The sequence below is a fragment of the Acinetobacter pittii genome (assembly GCF_022449185.1).
In the GTDB taxonomy this organism is placed as follows: domain Bacteria; phylum Pseudomonadota; class Gammaproteobacteria; order Pseudomonadales; family Moraxellaceae; genus Acinetobacter; species Acinetobacter pittii_I.
Genome location: NZ_JAKUKO010000003.1, coordinates 21,055 through 44,382, shown reverse-complemented (window position 1 = coordinate 44,382; position 23,328 = coordinate 21,055). Strand labels below are relative to the sequence as shown.

Here is a 23,328-nt window from a genome sequence, read left to right as displayed (position 1 = left end):
ATATTTACATAATGGAGAGCCTTTTGTTTTTTTCAAGGGCCACATAAAAAAGCTGCCAAAAATGACAGCTTTTTTTAAAGTTGGGTCTATAAGGCTCCATTGCCTAATACAATACCTTCACGGCGAGGGTCTACCCCGCCTGCGTATTTACTTTGATTATTTATATTTACTTTCATAATCGTTGAAATACCACTGGTTTGCGCAGTGTTAGAGATGCCATGCCCTTTTGCTTTTAAGCCTTCAATCAGGTCAACTAAAGAAAGCTGTACATTCGAGCTATCAATATTGGTGTTTTTGCTATTGGTCGCGCCAAAGTTAACAAGCGAAGTCGCCTGCTGTGCATTTAGGTTCCAGTCCAATGCACCCACCAAAGTTTTAATCACATATTGAATGATCGTACCGCCACCTGGTGAACCTGTTGCCATATAAAACTCATCTGGCGTGATGCCTTTAAACACTAAAGTTGGTGCCATAGTACTGCGTGGGCGTTTGCCCCCTTCTACACGGTTGGCAACCAGTGCCCCAGTGCTGTCATAAGGGTTCGCGCTAAAGTCAGTTAACTGGTTTGACAGCAAGAAACCATCCACCATGTGGAATGAACCCATGCTCGATTCAACAGTCGATGTCATTGAAACCACATTGCCATAGGCATCTACAATCGTGAACTGCGTTGTACCGTGTTCAACAGTAGTATCCACACCTGCCGTTGTATTGAAATTACCTGCTGGTGCTACGCCCATACTTTGGTTCGGGTTAATCAGTGCTGCACGTTGTTTTAAGTAGTTTTTATCAATAAAACTTGGAATACCCTGTGCTGGTAAACGCACAAAGTCGGTATCTGCCACATATTTATCGCGGTCGGCGTAGGCCAAACGCTCTGCTTCAGACACTAAATGCACGCCCATCACATCAGGTACACCGCCTTCATTTTCAGGGTTTTTAGGTGGGTACAGCGACATATCAAAGTTTTCTAAAATACCTAGCGTTTGTGCAACTGCAATCCCTCCCGAAGATGGAGGTGGCATGGTACATACATAGTAACGGTCACGGTACGTTGTACAAATCGGGTCGCGTTTTTTAACCTCATAGTTCGATAAATCCTGCAAGGTCATCAAACTTGGGGTAATTGGAGTTTTTGCTGGGTCGTCACCCACGGTTTGCCCTGCTTTTGCCACAATGGCTTGCGCAATTGGACCAGTGTGCAGTGCGTTTGCCCCTTGTGAAGCGAGTGCTTCAAGTGTTCTGGCATAGGCTTTATTAGTCATGGTCTCGCCGACTTTACGTGGTGATCCATCTGGGTAGAAATAAGTCGCCATTGCATTTGCATCGAGTGCTAAATTACTCGCATTGCTTGCAATGGCATCTGCCAAACGCCCCGGTATGCGAAAACCGTTATCAGCCAAACCAATCGCTTCACCAAAAAGCTGTTTCCATTCAAGCTTGCCATGTTCTTTTTGTGCTTGTTCAAGCAAACGCATCACACCTGGCACACCAATCGAGCGACCACTACGGCGCGCACTTGGTACAGGCGGAGGTGAATTTGGGTCATATATATTTTGGCGAATTAAATAATATTCGTTGGCTGCCGCTGGAGCGGTTTCACGGCCATCATAAGCCGTGACTTGTTTGGTTTTGGCATCGTAATACATCATAAAGCCACTACCGGCAATGGTACTCGACTGTGGTTCGACCAAACCAAGCACGGCTTGTACTGCTACGGCTGCATCGACTGCACTACCACCTGCTTTTAAAACATCACACCCTGCTTTTACCGCAAGTGGCGTGTTTGCCACCACCATATATTTATCTGCGTATTTAACCGTGTTACCGAGTCTATAACCCGATGCACCCTCTGGCGCGGCGGGGTCACCATTTTGGTTTGAACCGACCACCACGCTTGAACCGTCTTGTGCCAGTTTGCTACAACTGGTCGGGTCATTATCTACAATTAAATTGGGCGGGGTTGTATTTGAATCATCCTTGGGCTGATCTGACGAGGAGTCATCTCCACATCCTTGTAATAAACCGACTGCTAATAAACTACTGAACAAAAATGAATATCTTTTATTCACATGATAACTCCAATATATACGCCTGCCTATCCATGCAATTGCCATGCAAGCTTCTTTGTTTTCAGGTCTTCAGTTTTTTAATCTTTGATAAAAATAAAGTTTTAATAATATTAAATGATTGAGGGTATTTATTCTGTGCCCTGCGTTATGCCTCCTTGTTTGTTATCACACTCTTTTATAACTGATTTGCCCAATTCTGGCATGCTTTATTTCTTTAAATACAGGCAAAATCTGCTATTTATAAACTCGCTCATTTTGTAGTTGGCCTAAAAAAAAGCACCTCCGAAGAGATGCTTTTTGATGTTTAGTGAGAAGGCATGCCACTGACCTGTTTGGGTTTTGGACACAGCCAAATGACCAACCCTGCAAAGACAAACACAATCGCAAATAGCAAAAACACATGGTTTGCCGACATGGTAATGGCTTCTTTATCGACTAGATTTGAAATAATGCCTAAAGTCGAATCAGCCGTAAAACCATTTTGCAAAAGTGTGTTTTGTACTTCAGTCGTATGTAGGTTTGACACCATTTCACTACGGGCAACTTTGGCATGATCGTCCCACACTGTCACCGCAATTGAAGCACCAATCGCCCCTGCCATGGTTCTTAAGAAGTTCATGAGGCCCGCAGCAGATGCAATTTCGTGCTGGAGTACCGAACCGAGTGCAATATTCGACAATGGAATAAAGAAGAACGGTACAGCAAAACCTTGCAGGATTTGTGGCCAAGCCAGCGCCATAAAGTCGGCATCTGTGGTCCAGAATGCCCGCATTAAGGTCACACCACCCAGCAAAATCAGACCAAAACTCGCTAGTGCTCTTGGGTCATGTTTGGTCGAAAGCTTTGCCACAATCGGTGACATGGTCAAACTACCAAAGCCCATGGTTGCAGTTAAATATCCGGCCCATGTCGCAGTGTAGGAAAGGTTCATTTGCAGCCACTGCGGAATCAGTACAATGCTGCCAAAGAATGCTCCAAAGCCGAGCGACAAGGCCAGTACTGAAATTGCAAAGCCCCTATGCCTAAAGACTTTGACGTCTACGACGGGGTGTTTGTCGGTCAACTCCCATATGAGGAATACCACAAAGCCAATGGCGGCAGTTAAAGCTAAAACGATAATGCTGGTGCTATTAAACCAGTCGCGTTCGTGCCCCAAATCAAGCATGAGCTGTAGCGCACCAATCCACAGAATTAACAGACCTAAACCGACGGTATCGATTCTTAAAGAAATCGTTTCTGTTTCGGCTGGTTTAAGCAAACGGATTGCCGCTAAAACACAAACAATGCCGACCGGAATGTTAATAAAGAAAATCCAGTGCCAAGACAGGTTATCACTAATCAGACCACCCAAAATTGGTCCTAAAATTGGACCAACGACGGTCGTCATTGCCCATAGGCCCATCGCCTGTGCATGCTTTTCTTGAGGGAAAATACGCATGAGCAAGGTTTGACTGAGTGGCATAAGCGGGCCACCGCAAAGACCTTGTCCAATACGGAAAAACACCAGCATCCCTAATGAGTTTGCTAGGCCGCACAAGAAAGAAAAAATGGTAAAACCAATCAGGCCAAAAATAAAAACCCGAACGGTTCCAAAGCGACCCGCAAGCCACCCTGTTAAAGGTACACAAATCGCTTCTGCAACAGCATACGACGTAACAACCCATGTTCCTTGTGTACTTGAAACGGCAAGGTTACCGGTAATATGCGGTACAGATACGTTGGCAATGGTCGTATCGAGCACGACCATAAAGTTCGACAAGGCAATAACAAACGCTGCCAGTATTAAACGGCCACCGCTTAGTTCGGCAAAAGGTGTTTGCGTTTTCATAAGCGTTTACTTCGCAGATAAGTCGACTTTTGCTTCCATCGACAAGCCAACACGTAGTGGGTGTTCAGCAAGTTCTTTCGGGTCAAGTGCAATACGAACCGGTAAGCGTTGAACCACTTTAATCCAGTTGCCTGTTGCGTTTTGAGCCGGAATTAAGGCAAAGGCAGAGCCTGTACCACCAGAGAAGCCCATCACTTTGCCGTGATATTCAACGTCATCACCATATAAATCTGAAGTAAGCGTGACTTCCTGACCCGGACGGACTTTTTTCAACTGACTTTCTTTGAAGTTCGCATCTACATATAAATCATTGAGCGGTACAATCATCATCATGCTGGTGCCCGGCGCAACACGTTGACCCACTTGAATATTACGGCGCGTAACTACTCCATCAACTGGTGCACGAATCACGGTACGTTCCAAATCAAGCTGAGCTTGTTCAACATGTGCTTGTGCAACTTGTACATCAGGTGTCGAAGTTTCGCTTACACCCTGAATTAACGCTTCATTTGCAGCTAAAGTACTTTCAGCAGCTTTACGGCTCGAAGAGGCTTGCGCTAAACCAGCTTTGGCAAGCTCTAGCCCCGCTTTGGCTGTTTCAACTGCACTTTGTGCTTTAGTGAGCTCTTCTTTAGACACTGCACCAGAGGCAGCAAGCTGCGCACGGCGGTTTAACTCTAAAGCAGCTTTGTCATAGTCTGCCTGTGCTTGGGCAACTTGTGCTTTGGCACTGTTAATTTCATCAGCACGCACCACAACTTGAGAGTTTAAAGAACTACTGTTTGCCGCAGTTTGTTTATATTGGCGTTTTGCTTTGGCAAGTTCTGCCTCAGCTTGAGCTAATGCAATTTTGGCATCACGGTCATCAATACGAACCAGCACGTCACCACGATGTACAGTTTGGGTATCTTTTACGACAACTTGAGCGACCTGTCCGCTTACCATTGAAGTAATTTGCGCGGTTTCTGCACCGACATAGGCATTATCCGTACTCACGGAATGATTTAAAAATAATGCCCAGATTGCATACAAAATAGCGGCGATCAATAAAATCAGCGCAAAAAAACCAAGAAATTTTTTGCGCTTGTTTTGATTGTTTTCATCCGAGGCAGATGTTGTTGGCACTGTTTCTTGTACATTGCTTTGTGCATCAGTCATGGTATGTTCCTAAAGATGAGTTGGCTTTGCCATCAATCTCGCACTACACCTTGTTATAGAGTTTTTATTTTTCTATAAACAAGACATACCGCATTGTCAAAGGAGCTAATTTTAACGCTAAAACCTCATAATATGAGAATAAAAATTTATAACTCATGCGTTCGTTCTAATTAAATTAATGTTTATCTCAAAGTTTTTGTAAAAATTTCTGCTTTTTATACACTAAAAAAAGCGCACTTGGCGCTTTCAAAGGGTTCAATTCATTGCTTAATAGGCATATGAAGCAATGCCGGCAGCAATCGCTTTATCTTCATCATTGACCATGGTCATGCGCATGGTGCAGCCCTTACGACCTAAACGTAATACTTCGGCACGTGCAATAAAATATTTACCACGCCCCGGTGCTAAATAATCTACACGCATGTCGACTGTTGCCAAACGCGACACTTGCTTAATGGTTTCAGTTAAAGTTTCGGGAGTTGAACGGCGATATAGGTGTTCCATTGCCACAATTCCACCAATACTATCGAGCAAAGTTGCAGCAACACCACCATGCAAAATCTGAAATGCCAAATTGCCAATCAGGTTGGGTTGCATCTCGATATAGCCTTCAATGTGCCCGTCCACCACACGCATAATCATTCCACTATGCTTAAAAAAAGGAGAGCTATTAAACGCCTTACATAATTGGTTGAGAACCACAGTCAGGTCAGTTTTTGCACCTAAATGGATGTTCCCAGTCCAATTTTTCTTTTCTTCACTCATATGTTGCCTAAATTTAAAAGCATGATAAACGCCCATAATTTTGTACAAATACAGCATTATGGGGCTACAATACAGCAGTCGGTTGACAGTAATGGAATATCCGCCAACCTATCCTAGTGTAATACCGAACATCGAGATTGTTATGACTTATACGTTCAATCGTCCTGCATTTCCAGCCACTCGCATGCGCCGTATCCGTAAAAATGACCAGTTGCGTGCGATGGTCAGCGAAACACAGCTCACTACCAATCACTTGATTTATCCAGTATTTGTATTACCGGGACAAAATCAGACCCAAGATATTCCAAGTATGCCGAACATTCAGCGTTTGTCGGCAGATTTGTTACTGAAAAAAGCTGAAAGACTTCTGGAATTGGGTGTATCAAAACTGGCTCTTTTTCCAGTTACCCCTCAAGAAGATAAAAGCCTCACCGCAGAAGCTGCATGGCATGAAGATGGTTTAGTACAAACCACATGTCGTCTGCTTAAAAAAGAATTACCAGAAATGGTGTTAATTACTGATGGTGCCCTCGACCCATACACCACGCATGGTCAAGACGGCATTATTGATGAAACTGGCTATGTACTAAATGACGAGACTGTAGAATGCTTGATTAAACAAGCCTTAAGTCACGCCGAAGCAGGTGCCGAAGTGATTGCACCAAGTGACATGATGGATGGCCGCATTGGCGCGATTCGTCAGGCTTTAGAAGCCAATGGTCACATCTACACCAACATCATGGCCTACTCTGCGAAATATGCGTCTAGCTTCTATGGTCCGTTCCGTGATGCTGTTGGCTCTGCATCCAACCTAAAAGGTGGTAATAAATATAACTACCAGATGGACTTTGCCAACCGTGCCGAAGCATTACATGAAATCGCGCTTGATATTCAAGAAGGCGCCGACATGGTGATTGTAAAACCGGGCATGCCATATCTGGATGTGGTACGTGAAGTGAAAGATACCTTTGGTGTCCCGACATTCATTTACCAAGTGAGTGGCGAATACGCGATGTTAGCTGGCGCAATTCAAAATGGCTGGTTATCAGACTCTGTGATTTTAGAATCACTCATGTGCTGCCGCCGCGCAGGTGCAGACGGGATCTGGACTTACTTTGCAGAAACCGCTGCTGAAAAACTCAAGGAAATGAACTAAGTTCGCAGAGAAAGGATAACACTGCATGCATATTGCAATCATTGGCGCGGGCATAAGTGGATTAATGTCTGCGCTGGAGTTGGTTGAACAAGGCTGTAAAGTCAGCATTTTTGATCAACAACAAGCGGGACAAGCAGCCTCTTGGGCTGGCGGAGGCATTCTCTCTCCGATGTACCCGTGGCGCTATGTGCATGCAGTGAACCAACTTGCTCAATTTGGCAAAGCCTCTTATCAAGCATGGAACCAAAAACTCTACCCTGTTACAGGGATTGATTTTGAAATTCATGACACAGGCATGCTGATTTTTGATGAAGAAGATTTTGACGTTGGACTTTCCTACGCCGAGCAGCATCAAGAACCGATGCAGCGCTGTGAATACTTACAACGAGATGCCTTAGAACAAGTAAATCCTCATATCTCCGATCAGTTCCAAGAAGCCATTTATTTCCCTGAACTGTCTAATATTCGTAATCCTCGCGTATTACAGTCCCTGATTAGCTATTTAAAGCAACATCCGAATGTTGAGTTTTTTGAAAACACTCCTGTTAAAAAACTGATTCAACAAGGTGATGCCATACAAGCACTCCAAACCGAAGATGGTCGCAAACATACAGCAGACCATTTTGTAATAACTTCAGGCGCTTGGAGCCATTATTGGAACTCACAATTACAACTCGACATTCCAGTCGAACCTGTGCAAGGTCAGATGCTATTATTTAAAACCCCTGCTCACTGGCTACCGACCATGTGTATGAATCGAGTGATGTATCTCATTCCACGTATGGACGGTCATATTGTGTGCGGGTCAAGCATGGCACATCGTGGTTTTGACACCTCTACCGATGAAACTACGCAGCACAATATTTTAGAAGCGTGTTTAGAAATGGTGCCTGAACTGGCCGATTTCCCGATTGTACATCGCTGGGCAGGACTCAGACCAAGTTCACCAAATGGCGTTCCGTACATTGGCAAAATGCCTGAAATGGATAACCTGTGGGCAAACTTTGGTCACTTTAGAAATGGTTTGTGTATGGGCGCAGGTTCTGCACAATTGCTTCGTCAGCTTATGCTAGGTCAACCAACATTAGTTGATGCCAAAGCATATTCCCCAGAGCGTTTGCAAAATAAAATCTTAGCCCGAGGCGAGTATATTCTCTAAAGCTATTTTTAACTGAGGATAAGCAAACTCAAATCCTTCTGCTTGTAAGGCAACGGGTTTAACGTATTGCCCATTCAAAATCAATTGCGACTGCTCTCCTAACAAACAGCGAAAAACTGTACTAGGCGCCGACAACAGTGGTTTCTTATTCAAAACTTTGGCAGCTTGTTCAACAAATACCTTTTGGGTCACACTTTCTGGTGCCACGACATTGTGAATTTGAGCAGATTGAGGATGCTTGAATATAAACTCAATTGCGTTTAATACGTCTTCAATGTGTACCCAAACCACAGGTTGACGGCCATGACCAATTTGACCGACTAAATTGAGTCGAATAGGAAGCAACATTTTAGGCAAAATGCCACCGCCCTGCCCAAACACTACACCTAAACGAATAATTTTAGTATTTTGCTGAGAGTCTGCTAACGCTGCGCGTTCCCACTCTTGGCAAAGCTGAGACATGAAAATGGGCTGTGGTGAACTTTGTTCTGTACACACCTCTGCCCACTTTTCTTGATCATCTATTCCGTAATAGCCAATGGCCGAACCAGACACAATTACTTCCGGAAAAATTTCAGACTGCTTGAGCCATGCATACAGTTTTCGGGTTGTATTTACACGGCTTTCAATGAGTTGTTTTTTACGTGACTCGGTCCAACGTTTCTCGCCAATATTTGCGCCTGCCAAATTCACCACATAGTCAATTTGACGGGTCGAAATATCTTCAAACTTTTGTACCCACTGCAAGGCAGGATGGTCAGATGCCTTTCCAGCCTGCCGTGTCACAGCAATCACGTTATAATTTTTTTGTAGCAGGAACTTAATTAAATGCGTTCCGATAAAACCACTTGCACCTGTAATTAATACATTCTTATTCATATTTCCTCCTAAGCTGAGGATTCAAGTTTTATTTAATTGTATAAGACTCATTTATATTTAATCGTATGAGTTTTCGTAGTGATCTATTACACGTTAAACATTTTGTCAGCCATTCGCTGTGCCTGCTTGCCATAAAACCAGTAGGTAATTAAATAAAGCGGAATAGCTAACATTAAAAGCATAATCACCATAATGCTTAAAAACTGAGGCTGTTTGAGGTAAAGCATAAAGTTCTGCAAAATCTCAGGGTCTTTTCTGGCAAATAAAAACAGACCAAATAAAACACCACACAAGTTATAGCCCCAAAAAATCAGGGTAAAACCCAAAGTAAATTTCTTTTTTTCTGGTACAGTCGGGGCACGGCGTTCTTTCTTTAAAAATTTAAATAAGACAAAAATCATTGCGCCTAAATATGGAACGGCTGTTAAAATACCACCTACACTCGCTGGTAATAGTGCTGCAACCACACCTACAATTAAGGTAAGTACGATGCATAAACCAAAAAACCAGAGAAAGTAAGAACGTAATTTGGTCATATTTTTGCCTAATTTATGGGTTCAAAAAATAATTATAAATTTTTTTCGATTTTTTTTCATTTTTCTGTCAACCAATCCTGATCTCTTGACGTTATATAGGATAACAAGGTCGCAGCAACCGAATACTTCCTTTGCACGGCATCCGCAAAATTGTTTCGGTGACCTTTCATTACGACTCTTTCCTTCCTTCGGATTAGGTTTTGTTAGCAGCCGAAACCCTTGATGAAGTTTTTGACCGACGATTCTCTCATCACTCGAATCGTCGGTTTTTATTTTCTGGTACTTTCATTTATTTTACGCTCACCATACACAATAGTGCTTTCGTGGCGATAAAGGCTATGCTTATACTTTTTGCACCATAAAAATATGATTTAAATAATATGAACACTATTGCCTATTTTGAAATCCAGTCTTCAAACCCTGCCCGCGATGCGCAGTTTTACCAAGCTGTGTTTGGTTGGCAATTTAAACTCGATGAAAGCTTACCGATTGAATATTACCGCATAGAGACACCTTCAATTATGGGTGGGCTATTAAAACGCCCCGCTCAAACACCTCCAATGGAATATGGCACCAATGCATTTACCTGTTCGGTTCAGGTCGAAAACTTCGATGAAGTGGCTGCAAAAATTTTAGCGCAAGGTGGCATTGTCGCAATGGACAAATTCGCTATTCCGGGCCGTGCTTGGCATGGTTACTTTGTCGATTTAGATCACAACGTTTTTGGTATTTTCCAAGTCGATGAAAATGCAGCTTAAAGATTTTATTTATTTTTAATGTATAGCCACCGCCTTTTTATCGGTGGCTATTTCATATTGTTTATTCAGCAAAGTTAAAACTTGCTTCACATGTAATTGGAAAATTCACCGAATTGGCAATCATGCATTCATGATGTGCTTTTTCATGCAGTTTTGCTGCAAGCGCTTGGTCAGCACCTTTTTCTAAAACAACTTCTGGTCTTAAAATAATTTGGGTAAAGTGGCCGCGTTTAACTGGATCTGCATCTTCCATAAAACCAAGTGCATGGTCGACATAACTCAGCACATGAATATGATTGACTGCACACAGATGTAAATACCAAAGCTTATGACAAGCTGAAGCTGATGCAACCAATAAATCTTCAGGGTTCCATCTAGTCACATCGCCTAAATAGGCTGGGTCTGATGAACCTTGAATTGTGGTTTTTTGCGGATGTTGAATACTAAAGTCTCGTTTATATGAACGATAAGATGAAGTGCCTGTACCCGTATTGCCTTCCCACTGTATTTTTACTTCGTATTCGTGAATGGTCATTTTTTTCTCAAAGTTCATGGTTTGAGTCGATAGTAACAAAGCGGCGTTTAAAGTGAAAAATTTAATTCAAGTTTCAACTTAGGCTTAAATAACGAGCACTTTAAAATGTCTTGATAAAATCTCCTGCCAATTTATGCTAACGTATCTGTGTTTATTTTGGCTTGATGTCTGTTTCTATGTCCGTACATTTTCTACATACTTCTGACTGGCATTTGGGGCAGTTTTTTTATAATCATTCACGCCACTACGAACACCAACAATTTTTAAGCTGGTTACTCACTCAAATTCAAGAAAAACAGCCACACGCCCTACTCATCGCCGGCGATATTTTTGATGTGATTAACCCCGGTTCTCAAGCACAAAAACAACTCTACCAATTTTTAGCAGATGCTCATCGGCTTGCGCCGCACATGCAAACACTCATGATTGCGGGTAACCATGACTCAGGCTACCGTATTGAACAGGTCGAACCACTCTTAGAAAAATATAACGCAAAAACCGTGGGCGTGGTTCGCTGGAATGAAGATAAAACCTTAGACCTCGATCGACTACTTTTACCTATCTATAACCAAAATCAAGATATTGTGGCGTGGTGTCTTGCCCTACCTTTTTTACGTTCGGCCGAAATTACGGGTTTTAATGAACATACCACTAACAGCAAAAACGCGATTGCCTATTTGCACCAGCAGCTCATTGCTGAAGCCAAACGTCGCAAGACACCAGACCAAGCCCTAATTTTGATGTCACATGCTCATATGCAAGGTGGGGAAACATCTGACTCTGAACGCCCAATTATTATTGGTAACGAAGAGGCACTTTCAACGACTTTATTTGAAGATGCTGTCGACTATGTCGCTTTAGGGCATCTACATAAACCACAAAAAGTAGGTCAACCACACATTCGTTATAGCGGTTCACCCATTCCGCTTTCTTTTAGTGAAATTAACTATAAGCATCAAGTGGTTGAGGTCAAAATCGACCCTTCTCAAGACACAGACAGTCGTTTGCAATTTGAAGCTGTTGAAATTCCGCGTTGTATACAGTTGCACCGCATTCGTGGTGAATTAAATGAAGTGCTGCAACAACTCAAAGCCTTGCCAGACGGCGTGATTGAGAATATTGACCACCGTGAATATGTCGATATTGAATATTATAGTTTAACGCCACCACAGCCTAATTTACGTCAGCAGTTTGAAGCAGCCCTACCACCTGACCGCTATCGTTTAGTACGTATTTCACGTCAATATGTAAATAAAGACACCACCGATTCAAATACTACTCAGCAAATCGCACTTGAACCACCAACACCAGAAAAACTTTTTCAAAATATCTGGGAAAAACAAGGTTACAACGCAGATGATGCCGTCTTAAAAGATTTTCTAAGCCTAGTACAAGAAGCACAAAAACATCTTGAAAATGATGCAACCCCTTAAGGATATGTCATGAAAATTTTATCCATTCGAATAAAAAATCTGGCATCTCTTTCTGATGAACACTTTATTGATTTTGAAAGCGCGCCTCTCGCCCATGCAGGTCTGATTGCAATTGTAGGGAAAACAGGCGCAGGTAAGTCAACCATTTTAGATGCCATGTGCCTGGCTTTGTTTAATCGGGTTCCACGTCTAAAAGACAGCGACGGCAAATTAAAAGATGTTGATGGTTCCGAGTTACTGACCAATTCGCCTTTAACTGTTTTACGCCGTGGTACAGGACATGGTTTCGCTGAGCTTTGCTTTATTGCACAAGATCAAAAGCGCTATTTGGCTCGTTGGGAAATTAAACGTGCGCGTGAAAACCCAAGCGGTAAATTACAAAGCGTGCAACGCCATTTAAAATGCCTGACCGATGGTGTCGTGCTTGCCGATAAAGCCAAAGCAGTTGATGAAAAAGTTAAACAAATTACACAGCTTTCTTTTGAACAATTTACGCGTGCCGTATTACTTGCTCAGTCAGAAGTGACCGCGTTTTTAAAAGCACGAGACAGCGAACGCGGTGAGTTACTTGAGTACCTGACCAACTCCAGCATTTTCGCCAAAATCGGTGAATTGGCTTTTCGTAAAACAGCCGATATTGCAAAGCAGCGTAAACAGCTTGAAGAGTTTTTAGGACATATCGAAATTTTGTCTGATGAAGATATTGCTGCATTTACCGAACAATACCAGCAAGCCGAACAAAATCATCAACAGTTAGAACAACAAAAAAATATCTTAGACAAACAACAACAATGGTTTGAGCGTAAAGCGAAACTTGAGCTAGAAGTTCAAGCGAAACAACAACAGTTTCAAGCACAGCAAAATCATCATCATCAATTGGCTGGTGAGCGTGAGCAATTAAAACGACTCGAAGTTTTCTCTGAAATACGCCCACAAGTTTTTCAGCAAGCTCAAAATTTACAAGCCCTACAACAACTTGAGCCGCAAATTCAGCAAGCACAAACCAAGTTTAATGATTTAGTACAAATTTTTGAAACGGGACAAAAACAATATCAAGTTGCAGAACAACAGCTCAAACAAACGCTCGATTTTGAGCAACAGCATCAACAAGCTTTAAATCAAGTTCGACAGTCCATTCAAGAACGTGCTTTTATTGCTGATGAATATAAAAAGTGCAAAGAAAAGAAAAATGTACTTGAGCAGAAACTCAGTCCAGTGCAACAACAGCAAAACGCTATACAACAGCATATTGCACAACTTGAGCAGAACAAAATTCATTTACAACAGCAGCTGCTCCAGACTCAGCAATATGCTGTATTAGATAAGGGTCTTTCAGCACATCTACATCAGCTTGGGCAATTTATTCAAAATTACCAAGCAATTGAAGAACAGCTCGGTAACCCTACCCTTGCTCGCCAAAAGCTATCGGAAGCTAAAAGTGAACTCGAACAACTCACAGCTTCACTAGGCACCATTGAACAGATTGAGTTAAAGCTTGAACAACAGCGTAAAGATAAAGATCAGAAACTTGCTCAAATAACGCAGTTAGATCTGATTCAACAGAAAATAAAAATTTATCATGAGCTATATGCTGAGCTTCAGCAATTCTCTGAAAAACAAACTCAAGTCTCAGCCCAAGAACAGCAGCTTAAAACCGTTTGCCAGTTAGCTGAACAAGACTACCAAACAGCAAAAACTGAACGTGAAAAGTTACAGTACATCCTGCAACAGCAGCGTTTACTACACACCGAAAATATTGAGCAGTTACGTGCGAATCTTAAAGAAGGTGAAGCGTGTTTAGTGTGCGGAAGCACACATCATCCCTACCGTGTTGATGACAGTGCAGTTTCCAAAGCTTTATTCGATTTGCAGCAACAGCAAGAGCAACAAGCTATTGCACTCGAGCAAAGTAAATTTAATGTATGGCAAACCCAACAGCATACCTTCACCCAGTGTCGTGCCGAGCTTGAGCAAGTTCAGAAATATCTAGCTCAACTTCAGGCAAAACAAACAAACTTACAGCAAGAACTTGAGCAAGCGTTTAACCTCAATCAGTTACAGATTGAGCTTAATCAAGCCCCTGAACAAATCTTGCAAACACTTAATGAGCTGAGACAAGCGACGCAAACTGCCATAAGTTCATTTGACTCAGAAAACTTGCGTTTAACCCAAGCCATTAAACAAAACAATCAACTGGTTCAATCTATTCAGCGCAATGAAAGCTTGCTCAATACGGCACAGCAATGGCAACAACAAGTTCAACATATTGTTGAGTGTTTATCTGAAGCCGAACAGCACGCATGGCAGCAGTCGAGTAGCCAAACGGCTAAGCAGACTTGGACTATTCTTGATGCACGCGCTAAGCAGCTTGAGCAACAAGAACAGCTTTCACAGCGTTTTGAACAGCAGCAACAAGAACTTAAAATGTTAGCTGCCAATCTTGAACAAATGGCCAAGCAAATTGATGAGATCGATCAAAATCTCCAAGAGATTACGCTTAAAGGCCAACAAAATAATGAAAAAGCGGTGTCGCTCATTCAGCAAATGACGGGCCTCTCTGATATTAAACCGCACGAATGGCTAATTGAGCACGACGCTAAACGTCAGCAACAACAAACAGCGTACCACGAAGCTAAACAGCGTTTCGAACAAACCAGACAGCACTTTGAACAGCAAAAACAGGCGCTCGGTCAACTCAAGCATCAACATCAACACACTGCGGAGCACCAACAGCAGATTGATGACCAAATTCAAAACTGGTTAAAAGCCCACGTTGATTTTCAAGCATCTGATCTTACAGCGCTCATGCAAATTAATTCCGCCCAAGAGCAAGACATTCGTAACCGTCTTAATCATGCCGAGCGTTTATTAAGTGAAGCTTCTTCTGCCCTTAAGACCATGCAAGAGCAATTGAACGATCACTTACAAACTCAGCCAGATATTGAATATGAAAAGCTTGTTAGCCTTATTCAAGACAATATTGCAGAACTCAAAGCCCAGCTTGAAGTACGTGATCGGCTTAAGCTTAAGCTTGAAGTCCATCAGCAAAATCTGGCTAAACAGCAACAATACGCTGAGCAAATTCAAAATATTCAGCAAGAAGAACATCGCTGGAGCAAAATTTCAGGTCTGATTGGCGATGCTAAAGGTAAAGAGTTCCGCGACTATGCCCAGCAATATCACCTAGATATTTTAGTGGAACATGCCAACCAGCAACTGGCAATGCTGTCTCAACGCTATACGCTAAAACGCCTAGATCAGTCTCTAAGTCTTGCGATTATTGACCATGACATGGATGGAGAAACCCGCTCTGTTGCTTCTTTATCTGGCGGTGAGTCGTTCTTAACTGCCCTTGCGTTGTCTTTAGCGATTGCCAATATGGCCTCGGGTTCAATGAAAATTGAATCGCTGTTTATTGATGAAGGCTTTGGTACTTTAGACGCCTCATCTTTGCACATGGTGATGAATGCTTTAGACCAATTGCAAAATCAGGGACGCCAAGTCATTCTCATCTCACACATTCAAGAAATGCATGAGCGTATTCCTGTACAAATTCAGGTAAAACCACTCGGCGCGGGTGCAAGTACTATTGAAGTCGTAGGTTAAAACTAAAAAGCCCCGACATCCTGTCGGGGCTTTTTTAGATTCTGCGTTGGTATAACTCCTGTCGTACCTGTATGCATCCATTCATCACTGTTTATTGTTATTCTTAGAAACATCCTGTTTCCTGATGAGTTCATAATACGAAAAAAGCGTTGTCTGCCATAGCCGCAAAAGGCCGCAGTTTCTGTAAGATAAAGCTTACATCACCCTTTTTGCGAATAGTCTCTAGCACCAAATAAGGCTGTTCCTACACGAACCATGGTTGAACCAGCCGCAATTGCAGCTTCTAAATCACTCGACATTCCCATACTTAAAGTATCCCAATCTTCTGGGTGGGTATGTTGGTCTTTCACAGCATCAAACAAGGCTTTAGCATCTGCAAAAGCGGCAGTATTGTCAGGCGCAGGAATGACCATTAAACCGCGTAACTTGATTTTTGGTAATTGACTGATTTTAGCAACCAGCTCGGCAACTTCTTCTGGTGCGCAGCCATCTTTACTGTCTTGCCCATCAATATTTACTTGCAAACAAATATTAAGTGCTGATTGATCATTACCACGCTGGTTAGATAGGCGCTCGGCAATAATTAAACGATCTACACCATGTACCCAATCAAATTTCTCGGCCAAATGCTTCGTCTTGTTGCGTTGAACATGACCAATGAAATGCCATTCAATGTCTAAATCCTGTAAAGCTTCGATTTTTTCTAAAGCTTCTTGCAAATAGTTTTCGCCAAATGCTCTTTGCCCTGCTGCATACATTTCACGCAAACTTTCACTTGGATGTGTTTTCGATACGGCTAAAAGTTGCACAGTTTCAGGCGCACGTTTAGCATGTCCACAAGCACTTTGGATTTGCTGTAATACGTGCTGACGCGCATCTTGCAGGTAATTCATTGACAAGGTTCTCATTTTCAAAAAACTTTTTTGCTTCTCACCTAAAGCGAGGTGTTGGTAAGCCTCGGTGAAAGCCGTATATTATTCTACAAAATAATGACATATTTTGATTTACTTGGGGAAATTATGGATATTACAGAGCTACTCGCCTTCTCTGTGAAAAATGGCGCGTCCGATTTACACCTATCTGCTGGCATGCCACCAATGATTCGCGTTGATGGTGAAGTCCGTCGCATTAACTTACCTGCTCTAGATCATAAAGATGTTCATCGTTTGGTCTACGACATCATGAATGATAAACAGCGTCGTGACTACGAAGAAAAACTCGAAACCGACTTTTCTTTTGAAGTGCCCAACGTTGCTCGTTTCCGTGTAAACGCATTTAACCAAAACCGTGGTGCGGGTGCAGTGTTTCGTACCATTCCGTCCAAAGTACTCACCATGGAAGATTTAGGCTTAGGACAAATCTTTAAAGACATTTGTGACTATCCTCGCGGGATTGTACTGGTGACAGGTCCAACAGGTTCGGGTAAATCAACGACGCTTGCAGCGATGATGGACTACATCAACGAAAACCGTTATGACCACATCCTAACGGTTGAAGACCCTATCGAATTTGTACACCAATCTAAGAAATGTCTCATCAACCAACGTGAAGTGCATCGTGATACACACGGCTTTAATGAAGCGCTACGTTCGGCACTACGTGAAGACCCAGATATTATTTTGGTCGGTGAGATGCGTGACCTCGAGACTATTCGTTTAGCTCTTACTGCTGCCGAAACAGGCCATTTGGTATTTGGTACGCTTCATACCACTTCTGCTGCAAAAACCATTGACCGTGTGATTGACGTATTCCCAGCCGAAGAAAAAGATATGGTTCGGGCCATGCTCTCTGAATCATTACAGGCTGTTATTTCACAAACCCTGCTTAAAAAGAATGGCGGCGGACGTGTCGCAGCTCATGAAATCATGATTGGTATTCCTGCCATTCGTAACTTAATTCGTGAAAACAAAGTCGCGCAAATGTACTCAGCCATTCAGACTGGCGCAAATCATGGCATGACCACCCTCGACCAAAGCTTAAAAAATTTGGTGTCTCGCGGTGTGATCAGCCCTCAAACAGCTCGTACTGCTGCCAAACAGCCTGAATCATTCCTATAAAAATAACTAGAGAATAAATATGGATTTTAATGACCTGCTCAACCTGATGGTTGAAAAAAAATCATCCGACCTCTTTATTACAGATGGCGTTGCACCATCGATGAAGATTAACGGGCAAATTGTTCCCATTTCAAAAAATAGTCTTTCAGGCGAAATTATTGGACAACTATTACATTCCATCATGAGTGAAAAACAACGCAAAGAATTTGCTGAGACTCGTGAATGTAACTTTGCCATTATGAACCGTGATAAAACTGCCCGCTTTCGTGTGAGTGCTTTTCAGCAACGCGACATGCCAGGCATGGTATTACGTCGAATTGAAACTAAAATTCCTTCAATTGATGACTTGCAATTACCACCTGTGCTTAAAGATTTATCGATGACCAAACGCGGCATCATTATTTTTGTAGGGGCAACAGGTACAGGTAAATCGACTTCTTTAGCTTCAATGATTAGCTATCGGAACCATAACTCTAAAGGTCATATCATTACCATTGAAGACCCGATTGAGTTTATTCATGAACACGCTGGCTGCATCATTACTCAACGTGAAGTCGGAATTGATACAGACTCATTTGAAATTGCCTTAAAGAATACTTTGCGACAAGCACCCGATGTAATCTTGATTGGTGAGATTCGCTCTCGTGAAGTTATGGACTACGCGATTGGCTTCGCCGAAACAGGTCACCTTGTATTAGCCACAATGCATGCGAACAACGCCAACCAAGCACTTGACCGTATTATTCACTTCTTTGAAAGTGACCGTCATAGCCAGCTCTACATGGATTTATCACTTAACTTAAAGGCCATGATTGCACAGCAACTTATTCCAACGCCTGATGGTAATTCGCGCCGTGCAGCGATTGAGATTCTCATTAACTCCCCATTAATTTCAGACTATATTCGTAAAGGTGAAATTCATGAAATTAAAGATTTAATGAAACGCTCACGTGAACTCGGTATGCAAACTTTTGACCAAGCACTGTTTGATCTTTATAAGTCAGGCCAAATTACCTACAAAGATGCATTAAAACATGCCGACTCACCAAACGATTTACGTTTAACAATTAAGCTTGCCGAAGAAGGTCCTGATCAAATTGCAGGCACAAATCAGCATCTAACCTTCGACCGACAGTAATTTCTTCATAAAAAAAGGAAGGTTAAACGTAACCTTCCTTTTTTATTTGTTTTCTTTGTGTGAAAACGATTATTTCTTGCGCAGCACTTCCTGACATTCAGGTTCGTTACAGTAACCGTAGAGGTTTAATGAGTGACCCGTTAAGGTAAACCCATGTTGCTCTGCTACAGCATGCTGTTCTTTCTCGATAATATCATTAGTAAATTCAATAACTTTGTTGCAATTATGGCAAACCAAATGATCGTGGTGATCTTCTTGCATAATTTCAAAAACAGAATGATTGTTTTCAAAATGGTGGCGCTGAATGATACCCGCAGCTTCAAATTGTGTTAACACACGGTAAACTGTCGCAAGGCCGACATCTTCCCCTTGTTCTAACAAAGTCTTGTAAATATCTTCAGCGCTAAGATGATGTTGTTTTGAATTTTCTAATAATTCCAAAATCTTAATTCGTGGAAGGGTAACTTTAAGTCCAGCTTTGCGCAAATCTTGATTGGAAATAGGCATGAAAAAAGGTCTCTCAACAAATCTCAAGTTGGAATAGGCAATAGAATTTAGATGAAGTATGATCTATCCTTTGATCAAATGCATCATAATTTATTGGGATAGTGTAGCAAAATGCAAAAACTCGTGCTGACGTTATTAGTCACTTCACTCCTTGCTGGTTGTTCAATCTTTGGTGTGTATAAGGTTGATATTCCTCAAGGGACTCCATTGACCAAAGCTCAAGCCTCTCAAGTACAAGTCGGCATGAATTTCCAGCAAGTGCGTTTTTTGCTTGGTAGTCCAACAGTGACTGATCCTCTAAATCCTCTACGTTGGGACTACATTTACAACTATATCCCGGGAACTTATGCTAAAAAAGCTAAAATCCCCGCAGCACATGGTCAGCATTTAAAAATTTACTTTGATGGCACTGGCACAGTAACTAAAATTGAAGGTTTAGAAACTATTCCAGAATCGCAACCAGGTTTACCTGCTTCTAAAGAAGCGATTTTAACTGCACCACCACTATAATCGTTTTTTCTAATAAAAATAAACCCCTCAAGTGAAATACTTTGAGGGGTTTTGTTTATGGGGCTTATTGCTTAAAGCGATTACTTTTAATATATCGCCCCACAGGGTTTTTCTCGGCGCGTTTACGACGTATATCTTTTGGATTGATCGTTAAAGGTCGATAAACCTCAACTCGATCACCAGCTTGCAAAATCGCATGTGCTTCAACTTTTGCACCAAAGATGCCAAGTTGTAATGGCTCAGGCAAACTGACCTGTGTCTGCAAGCCACTCACCTCAACTGCTTGTAATGCAGTCATACCAGCTTCAAATGGAATAGCAACTAAAAACTGTTGCTCTGGGGCTGCATAAGCAACCCACACTTGCTGAGCTTTTTCCATCAGATCATTTGTCCAATTACCGCAATCATGGCAATGACAATTGAAAGCGGCAATACAATACGTACCGCAATGCGCCATAAGTTATAAAACAACTCATTGCTAAAATTCATAGATTTACGCAAATGGCTAATTTTCATAATCCAGCCAGCAAAAATGGCATAGATCAAGCAAATGAGTAATCCCCAAAGCATCAAAATCAGCGTAAAGATGTTATGAAGCTCAGGCACAGCCCAAACAGCAATCGCTACAACAATAATCACCCACTGTAAAATAGACATGAGCTGACGCTGAGCAAGCTGCTCTCTAGCCAATTGCACAAATAACGCTGTTGTCATTACTGCGGTAAAGATCCAAGTAAAAACAGGAAGCTGTGCTTGTAAAGAAAAGAAACCAAAGGCAATCACAGCAATTAACTGAGCTAACCAAATTGGAAGAACAGTTTTCGTTGCACCTTCTTGCGACTGAACAGCACCTACACTATTTTGCCAATAAAGCCCTAAGCCTAATCCACTTGCAACAAGTGCAAGTACAGTTGCATTACCCCATTCTTTAAACTCAACATTGGTCCAATGCCAAGGCTGTAAAGTCGTTCCCATCGTGTTAGCTAAAACAAGAGAAGCAATTACACCAACCGTCATCAGTAAAATTAAAATCTGACGTGGAATAAAAGATAAAATGAGAGCTACAACAGCAAGGCCAGCAAAAATAAGTTGTCCTGAAACACTATTATTAAGTTGTGTAATCAATAAATTGCCAGCGGTACTTAATACATTACCAGCTAAAAATGGAATAAAAATAACTGCAAGCCAGCCAACCAAACGCCATTTTGGGGAACTATCTGCTTCACGAGTTAAACTTGATAAAGCATTTAAGGCTGTAGTCTTCGACCGTTTTGCTAAGGCAATTTCCAAATAACAAACTGGTAATGCCAATAACAACATTGTGCCTAACCACAATAACCAGAAATCGAGTTGACGATCAATCTGGATACCCATCGTGGGTGCCAATGTCGCCATAATGATGAAAGATAAGCAAAACGCCATCAGGGGCGATAACCATCGTGACATAGGTATGTCCTGCATTATGCATTCCTTGAAAAAGACTAGAGATATTTTGCCCGTGTCATGCTTGAAAATCAAAGTTTGCTCAATAAAAAAAGCAAACTACCGAATTGATAGTTTGCCGCGCTAACTGAAATTATGAGTTATTTTTATTTCAGGTTATGAGAAAAACCGAGCAAACCAGTTTTTCCCTTTTTTCTTTTCTTTTTCTCTAATAATTCCCATCATATTTTCTTTTACTGCTCCTACATAATCGGCATCATCATGTTGAATATGGTTAATTAACCATTTAGCCAAAATTTCTTGTAATTCTGCTTCAATCGTGTGTCCCATTTCAAAACGTTCACGATATAACTCTATTTTTTTAATAAACAAATCATGTACACGTTTATGAGGTACACGATATTTATAATCAGCTTCCTCTTGCAAACTTTCTTCGAAAGTAAAATGTGATTGCGTATAATCGATAATATTGTCTAGAACATCTTTAATACGACGTCTATCCTCTTCATCTTTTACATCATCAATTTCATTAATATAATCAAGTATTCGTTTATGTTGCTCATCAATAACATCAATACCCGTATTATATTCTGAAGCCCATTTCATTTTCATACATCTCCCCAATGATGATTAATGATCGTTGCATAAACTCTATGATATATTTAAAGTATATAAATAAAAACAAACCTATTTTGTCGGCTTTAGTGTATAGAAAATTAAACTTAATACAAGTATTTGTTTTTTATAATTTTATATAAAATTAACCAACTAAACTAATAAAGTATTTTTTAAACAAACTATTTTATTGTTAAATGATAAAAATATATAAATATTCTTATTAATATATTTTATATTAATACTGATCTGCACGTGTAATACGTTTTAGTTCAGGATTTTCCTGTTCACGTTTTAATCTTTCAACACAAGTAAGAGAATTTTTAATCGGCTTTCCATGTTGAAATAAAATCATTTCACCAGGTTGATAAGCTGTCCAATTTTCATTATGTGTTAAAGGTTCAGTTGTTATTACTGCCACGCGGTCTTCTGGAGTAGTTACTTGGCTAAAATCGACTTCGACATCTAAGTCGATTAAATGAGCATGATTAAATGGGTATTCACGAACGAGCCAATGTAATTTAGTAATGGCATAACTAAATAATGCCTTGCCATTCGATAAGCAATAATTAAATGTGCCGTATTCCGCAATTTGTGGAGAAATCTTTTCTAATACTTCAAAGATTTGTTCAAGACTCGGCTCTTCATAACCAAATACTTCAACGAGTTGATCGAGCAAATAACAAAATGCCCGCTCACTATCGGTATTACCTACTGGCGTGAAACGTCCACTTAACGGCGGATTAAAGTCATGTAAATCGCCATTATGAGCAAAAATCCAGTGTCTCCCCCACAACTCTCGAATAAAGGGGTGAGAGTTTTCTAAAGTGATTTTACCTTGGGTAGCCTTGCGGATATGAGCGATCACGTTACGTGATTTAATAGGATAATTACGAATGAGATCGGCAATTGGAGACTCAACTGCTGATTGGTTATCAACGAATAAACGGCACGCCTTATCTTCGAAAAATGCGATGCCAAATCCATCACTATGATCTGAGGTAATTCCTGCACGCTGTGAAAAACCACGGAAAGAAAAAGTGATATCCGTTGGTGTTGCACAATTCATTCCTAATAGCTGGCACATATCGCTTTTAAACTACTTCTAATTACCCCATCTGCTCTATTGTGCATGAGAGTAAAAATGCTTGCAAATCTCAATATGTGCTGGCT

The 23,328-nt window shown here is 41.4% G+C and carries 21 protein-coding genes; 8 read left to right on the top strand and 13 right to left on the bottom strand.

Going from position 1 to position 23,328, the window contains the following annotated elements:
• Positions 1-86: 86 nt before the first annotated feature.
• The 4 genes from ggt to MKX14_RS08885 all read right to left on the bottom strand — a co-directional run bounded on the left by ggt (position 87) and on the right by MKX14_RS08885 (position 5,823).
• Positions 87-2,072: a gamma-glutamyltransferase gene (gene ggt, locus MKX14_RS08900; protein WP_240282270.1), complete on the bottom strand. Its 1,986-nt coding sequence runs from the start codon at positions 2,070-2,072 to the stop codon at positions 87-89.
• A 304-nt stretch (positions 2,073-2,376) separates the two neighbouring features.
• Positions 2,377-3,900, bottom strand: coding sequence for a DHA2 family efflux MFS transporter permease subunit (locus tag MKX14_RS08895; RefSeq protein ID WP_240282269.1), 1,524 nt, complete (start codon positions 3,898-3,900; stop codon positions 2,377-2,379).
• 6 nt (positions 3,901-3,906) lie between these two features.
• A complete protein-coding gene (locus MKX14_RS08890; RefSeq protein ID WP_086400205.1) occupies positions 3,907-5,058 on the bottom strand; it encodes an EmrA/EmrK family multidrug efflux transporter periplasmic adaptor subunit in 1,152 nt (383 codons plus the stop codon).
• 267 nt (positions 5,059-5,325) lie between these two features.
• Positions 5,326-5,823 carry a thioesterase family protein gene (locus tag MKX14_RS08885; RefSeq protein WP_002121786.1) on the bottom strand — a complete coding sequence of 166 codons (498 nt, stop codon included), beginning with the start codon at positions 5,821-5,823 and terminating at the stop codon, positions 5,326-5,328.
• A gap of 142 nt (positions 5,824-5,965) precedes the next feature.
• Between MKX14_RS08885 and hemB the strand changes: the two genes are divergently transcribed.
• Together hemB and MKX14_RS08875 are read left to right on the top strand one after the other, a co-directional pair.
• A complete protein-coding gene (gene hemB / locus MKX14_RS08880) occupies positions 5,966-6,979 on the top strand; it encodes a porphobilinogen synthase (RefSeq protein WP_004794101.1) in 1,014 nt (337 codons plus the stop codon).
• Positions 6,980-7,004: 25 nt separating this feature from the next.
• Positions 7,005-8,138, top strand: coding sequence for an NAD(P)/FAD-dependent oxidoreductase (locus MKX14_RS08875; protein ID WP_240282268.1), 1,134 nt, complete (start codon positions 7,005-7,007; stop codon positions 8,136-8,138).
• Here the strand turns inward: MKX14_RS08875 and yfcH are convergent.
• Together yfcH and MKX14_RS08865 are read right to left on the bottom strand one after the other, a co-directional pair.
• A complete protein-coding gene (yfcH, locus tag MKX14_RS08870) occupies positions 8,112-9,017 on the bottom strand; it encodes a TIGR01777 family oxidoreductase (RefSeq protein ID WP_240282267.1) in 906 nt (301 codons plus the stop codon). The two genes, MKX14_RS08875 and yfcH, sit on opposite strands and share 27 nt — an antisense overlap.
• Positions 9,018-9,103: 86 nt before the next feature.
• Positions 9,104-9,553 carry an ABZJ_00895 family protein gene (locus MKX14_RS08865; RefSeq protein ID WP_002121708.1) on the bottom strand — a complete coding sequence of 150 codons (450 nt, stop codon included), beginning with the start codon at positions 9,551-9,553 and terminating at the stop codon, positions 9,104-9,106.
• Between the two features lie 380 nt (positions 9,554-9,933).
• On the opposite strand from MKX14_RS08865, the gene MKX14_RS08860 reads away from it, so the two are divergent.
• On the top strand, positions 9,934-10,311 hold the full coding sequence (locus MKX14_RS08860; RefSeq protein WP_001091952.1) for a VOC family protein: 378 nt from the start codon (positions 9,934-9,936) through the stop codon (positions 10,309-10,311).
• A 61-nt stretch (positions 10,312-10,372) separates the two neighbouring features.
• Here the strand turns inward: MKX14_RS08860 and MKX14_RS08855 are convergent, their stop codons facing one another.
• A complete protein-coding gene (locus tag MKX14_RS08855; RefSeq protein WP_240282266.1) occupies positions 10,373-10,846 on the bottom strand; it encodes an OsmC family protein in 474 nt (157 codons plus the stop codon).
• Between the two features lie 164 nt (positions 10,847-11,010).
• On the opposite strand from MKX14_RS08855, the gene sbcD reads away from it, so the two are divergent.
• Positions 11,011-12,279: an exonuclease SbcCD subunit D gene (gene sbcD, locus MKX14_RS08850; RefSeq protein WP_240282265.1), complete on the top strand. Its 1,269-nt coding sequence runs from the start codon at positions 11,011-11,013 to the stop codon at positions 12,277-12,279.
• A 9-nt stretch (positions 12,280-12,288) separates the two neighbouring features.
• Positions 12,289-15,885, top strand: a complete 3,597-nt coding sequence (gene sbcC, locus MKX14_RS08845; RefSeq protein WP_240282264.1) for an AAA family ATPase — start codon at positions 12,289-12,291, stop codon at positions 15,883-15,885.
• A 200-nt stretch (positions 15,886-16,085) separates the two neighbouring features.
• On the opposite strand, the gene yggS is transcribed toward sbcC, so the two are convergent.
• Positions 16,086-16,778: a YggS family pyridoxal phosphate-dependent enzyme gene (yggS, locus tag MKX14_RS08840; RefSeq protein WP_240282263.1), complete on the bottom strand. Its 693-nt coding sequence runs from the start codon at positions 16,776-16,778 to the stop codon at positions 16,086-16,088.
• A gap of 126 nt (positions 16,779-16,904) precedes the next feature.
• Here yggS and pilT point away from each other — a divergent pair, with 126 nt between their 5' ends.
• Positions 16,905-17,942: a type IV pilus twitching motility protein PilT gene (gene pilT, locus MKX14_RS08835; RefSeq protein ID WP_002121749.1), complete on the top strand. Its 1,038-nt coding sequence runs from the start codon at positions 16,905-16,907 to the stop codon at positions 17,940-17,942.
• 19 nt (positions 17,943-17,961) lie between these two features.
• Positions 17,962-19,080, top strand: a complete 1,119-nt coding sequence (gene pilU, locus MKX14_RS08830) for a PilT/PilU family type 4a pilus ATPase (protein ID WP_060465360.1) — start codon at positions 17,962-17,964, stop codon at positions 19,078-19,080.
• A gap of 69 nt (positions 19,081-19,149) precedes the next feature.
• Here the strand turns inward: pilU and fur are convergent, their stop codons facing one another.
• Entirely contained in the window at positions 19,150-19,587 is a 438-nt protein-coding gene (gene fur, locus MKX14_RS08825; protein WP_016141990.1) for a ferric iron uptake transcriptional regulator, read from the bottom strand.
• Between the two features lie 111 nt (positions 19,588-19,698).
• On the opposite strand from fur, the gene omlA reads away from it, so the two are divergent.
• Positions 19,699-20,097, top strand: a complete 399-nt coding sequence (omlA, locus tag MKX14_RS08820) for an outer membrane protein assembly factor BamE (RefSeq protein WP_002121740.1) — start codon at positions 19,699-19,701, stop codon at positions 20,095-20,097.
• A 64-nt stretch (positions 20,098-20,161) separates the two neighbouring features.
• Here omlA and MKX14_RS08815 read toward each other — a convergent pair whose 3' ends face one another.
• The 4 genes from MKX14_RS08815 to MKX14_RS08800 all read right to left on the bottom strand — a co-directional run bounded on the left by MKX14_RS08815 (position 20,162) and on the right by MKX14_RS08800 (position 23,242).
• Positions 20,162-20,476: an RnfH family protein gene (locus MKX14_RS08815; RefSeq protein ID WP_240282262.1), complete on the bottom strand. Its 315-nt coding sequence runs from the start codon at positions 20,474-20,476 to the stop codon at positions 20,162-20,164.
• Positions 20,476-21,543 (bottom strand): hypothetical protein, encoded by a 1,068-nt coding sequence (locus MKX14_RS08810; RefSeq protein ID WP_240282261.1) that lies wholly within the window; start codon positions 21,541-21,543, stop codon positions 20,476-20,478. Before MKX14_RS08810 ends, MKX14_RS08815 begins: the two co-directional genes overlap by 1 nt.
• Before the next feature lie 153 nt (positions 21,544-21,696).
• A complete protein-coding gene (locus MKX14_RS08805; protein ID WP_002121698.1) occupies positions 21,697-22,152 on the bottom strand; it encodes a bacteriohemerythrin in 456 nt (151 codons plus the stop codon).
• 241 nt (positions 22,153-22,393) lie between these two features.
• Complete coding sequence (locus MKX14_RS08800; RefSeq protein ID WP_133482292.1) at positions 22,394-23,242, bottom strand: class II glutamine amidotransferase; 849 nt, start codon at positions 23,240-23,242, stop codon at positions 22,394-22,396.
• Positions 23,243-23,328: the final 86 nt, after the last annotated feature.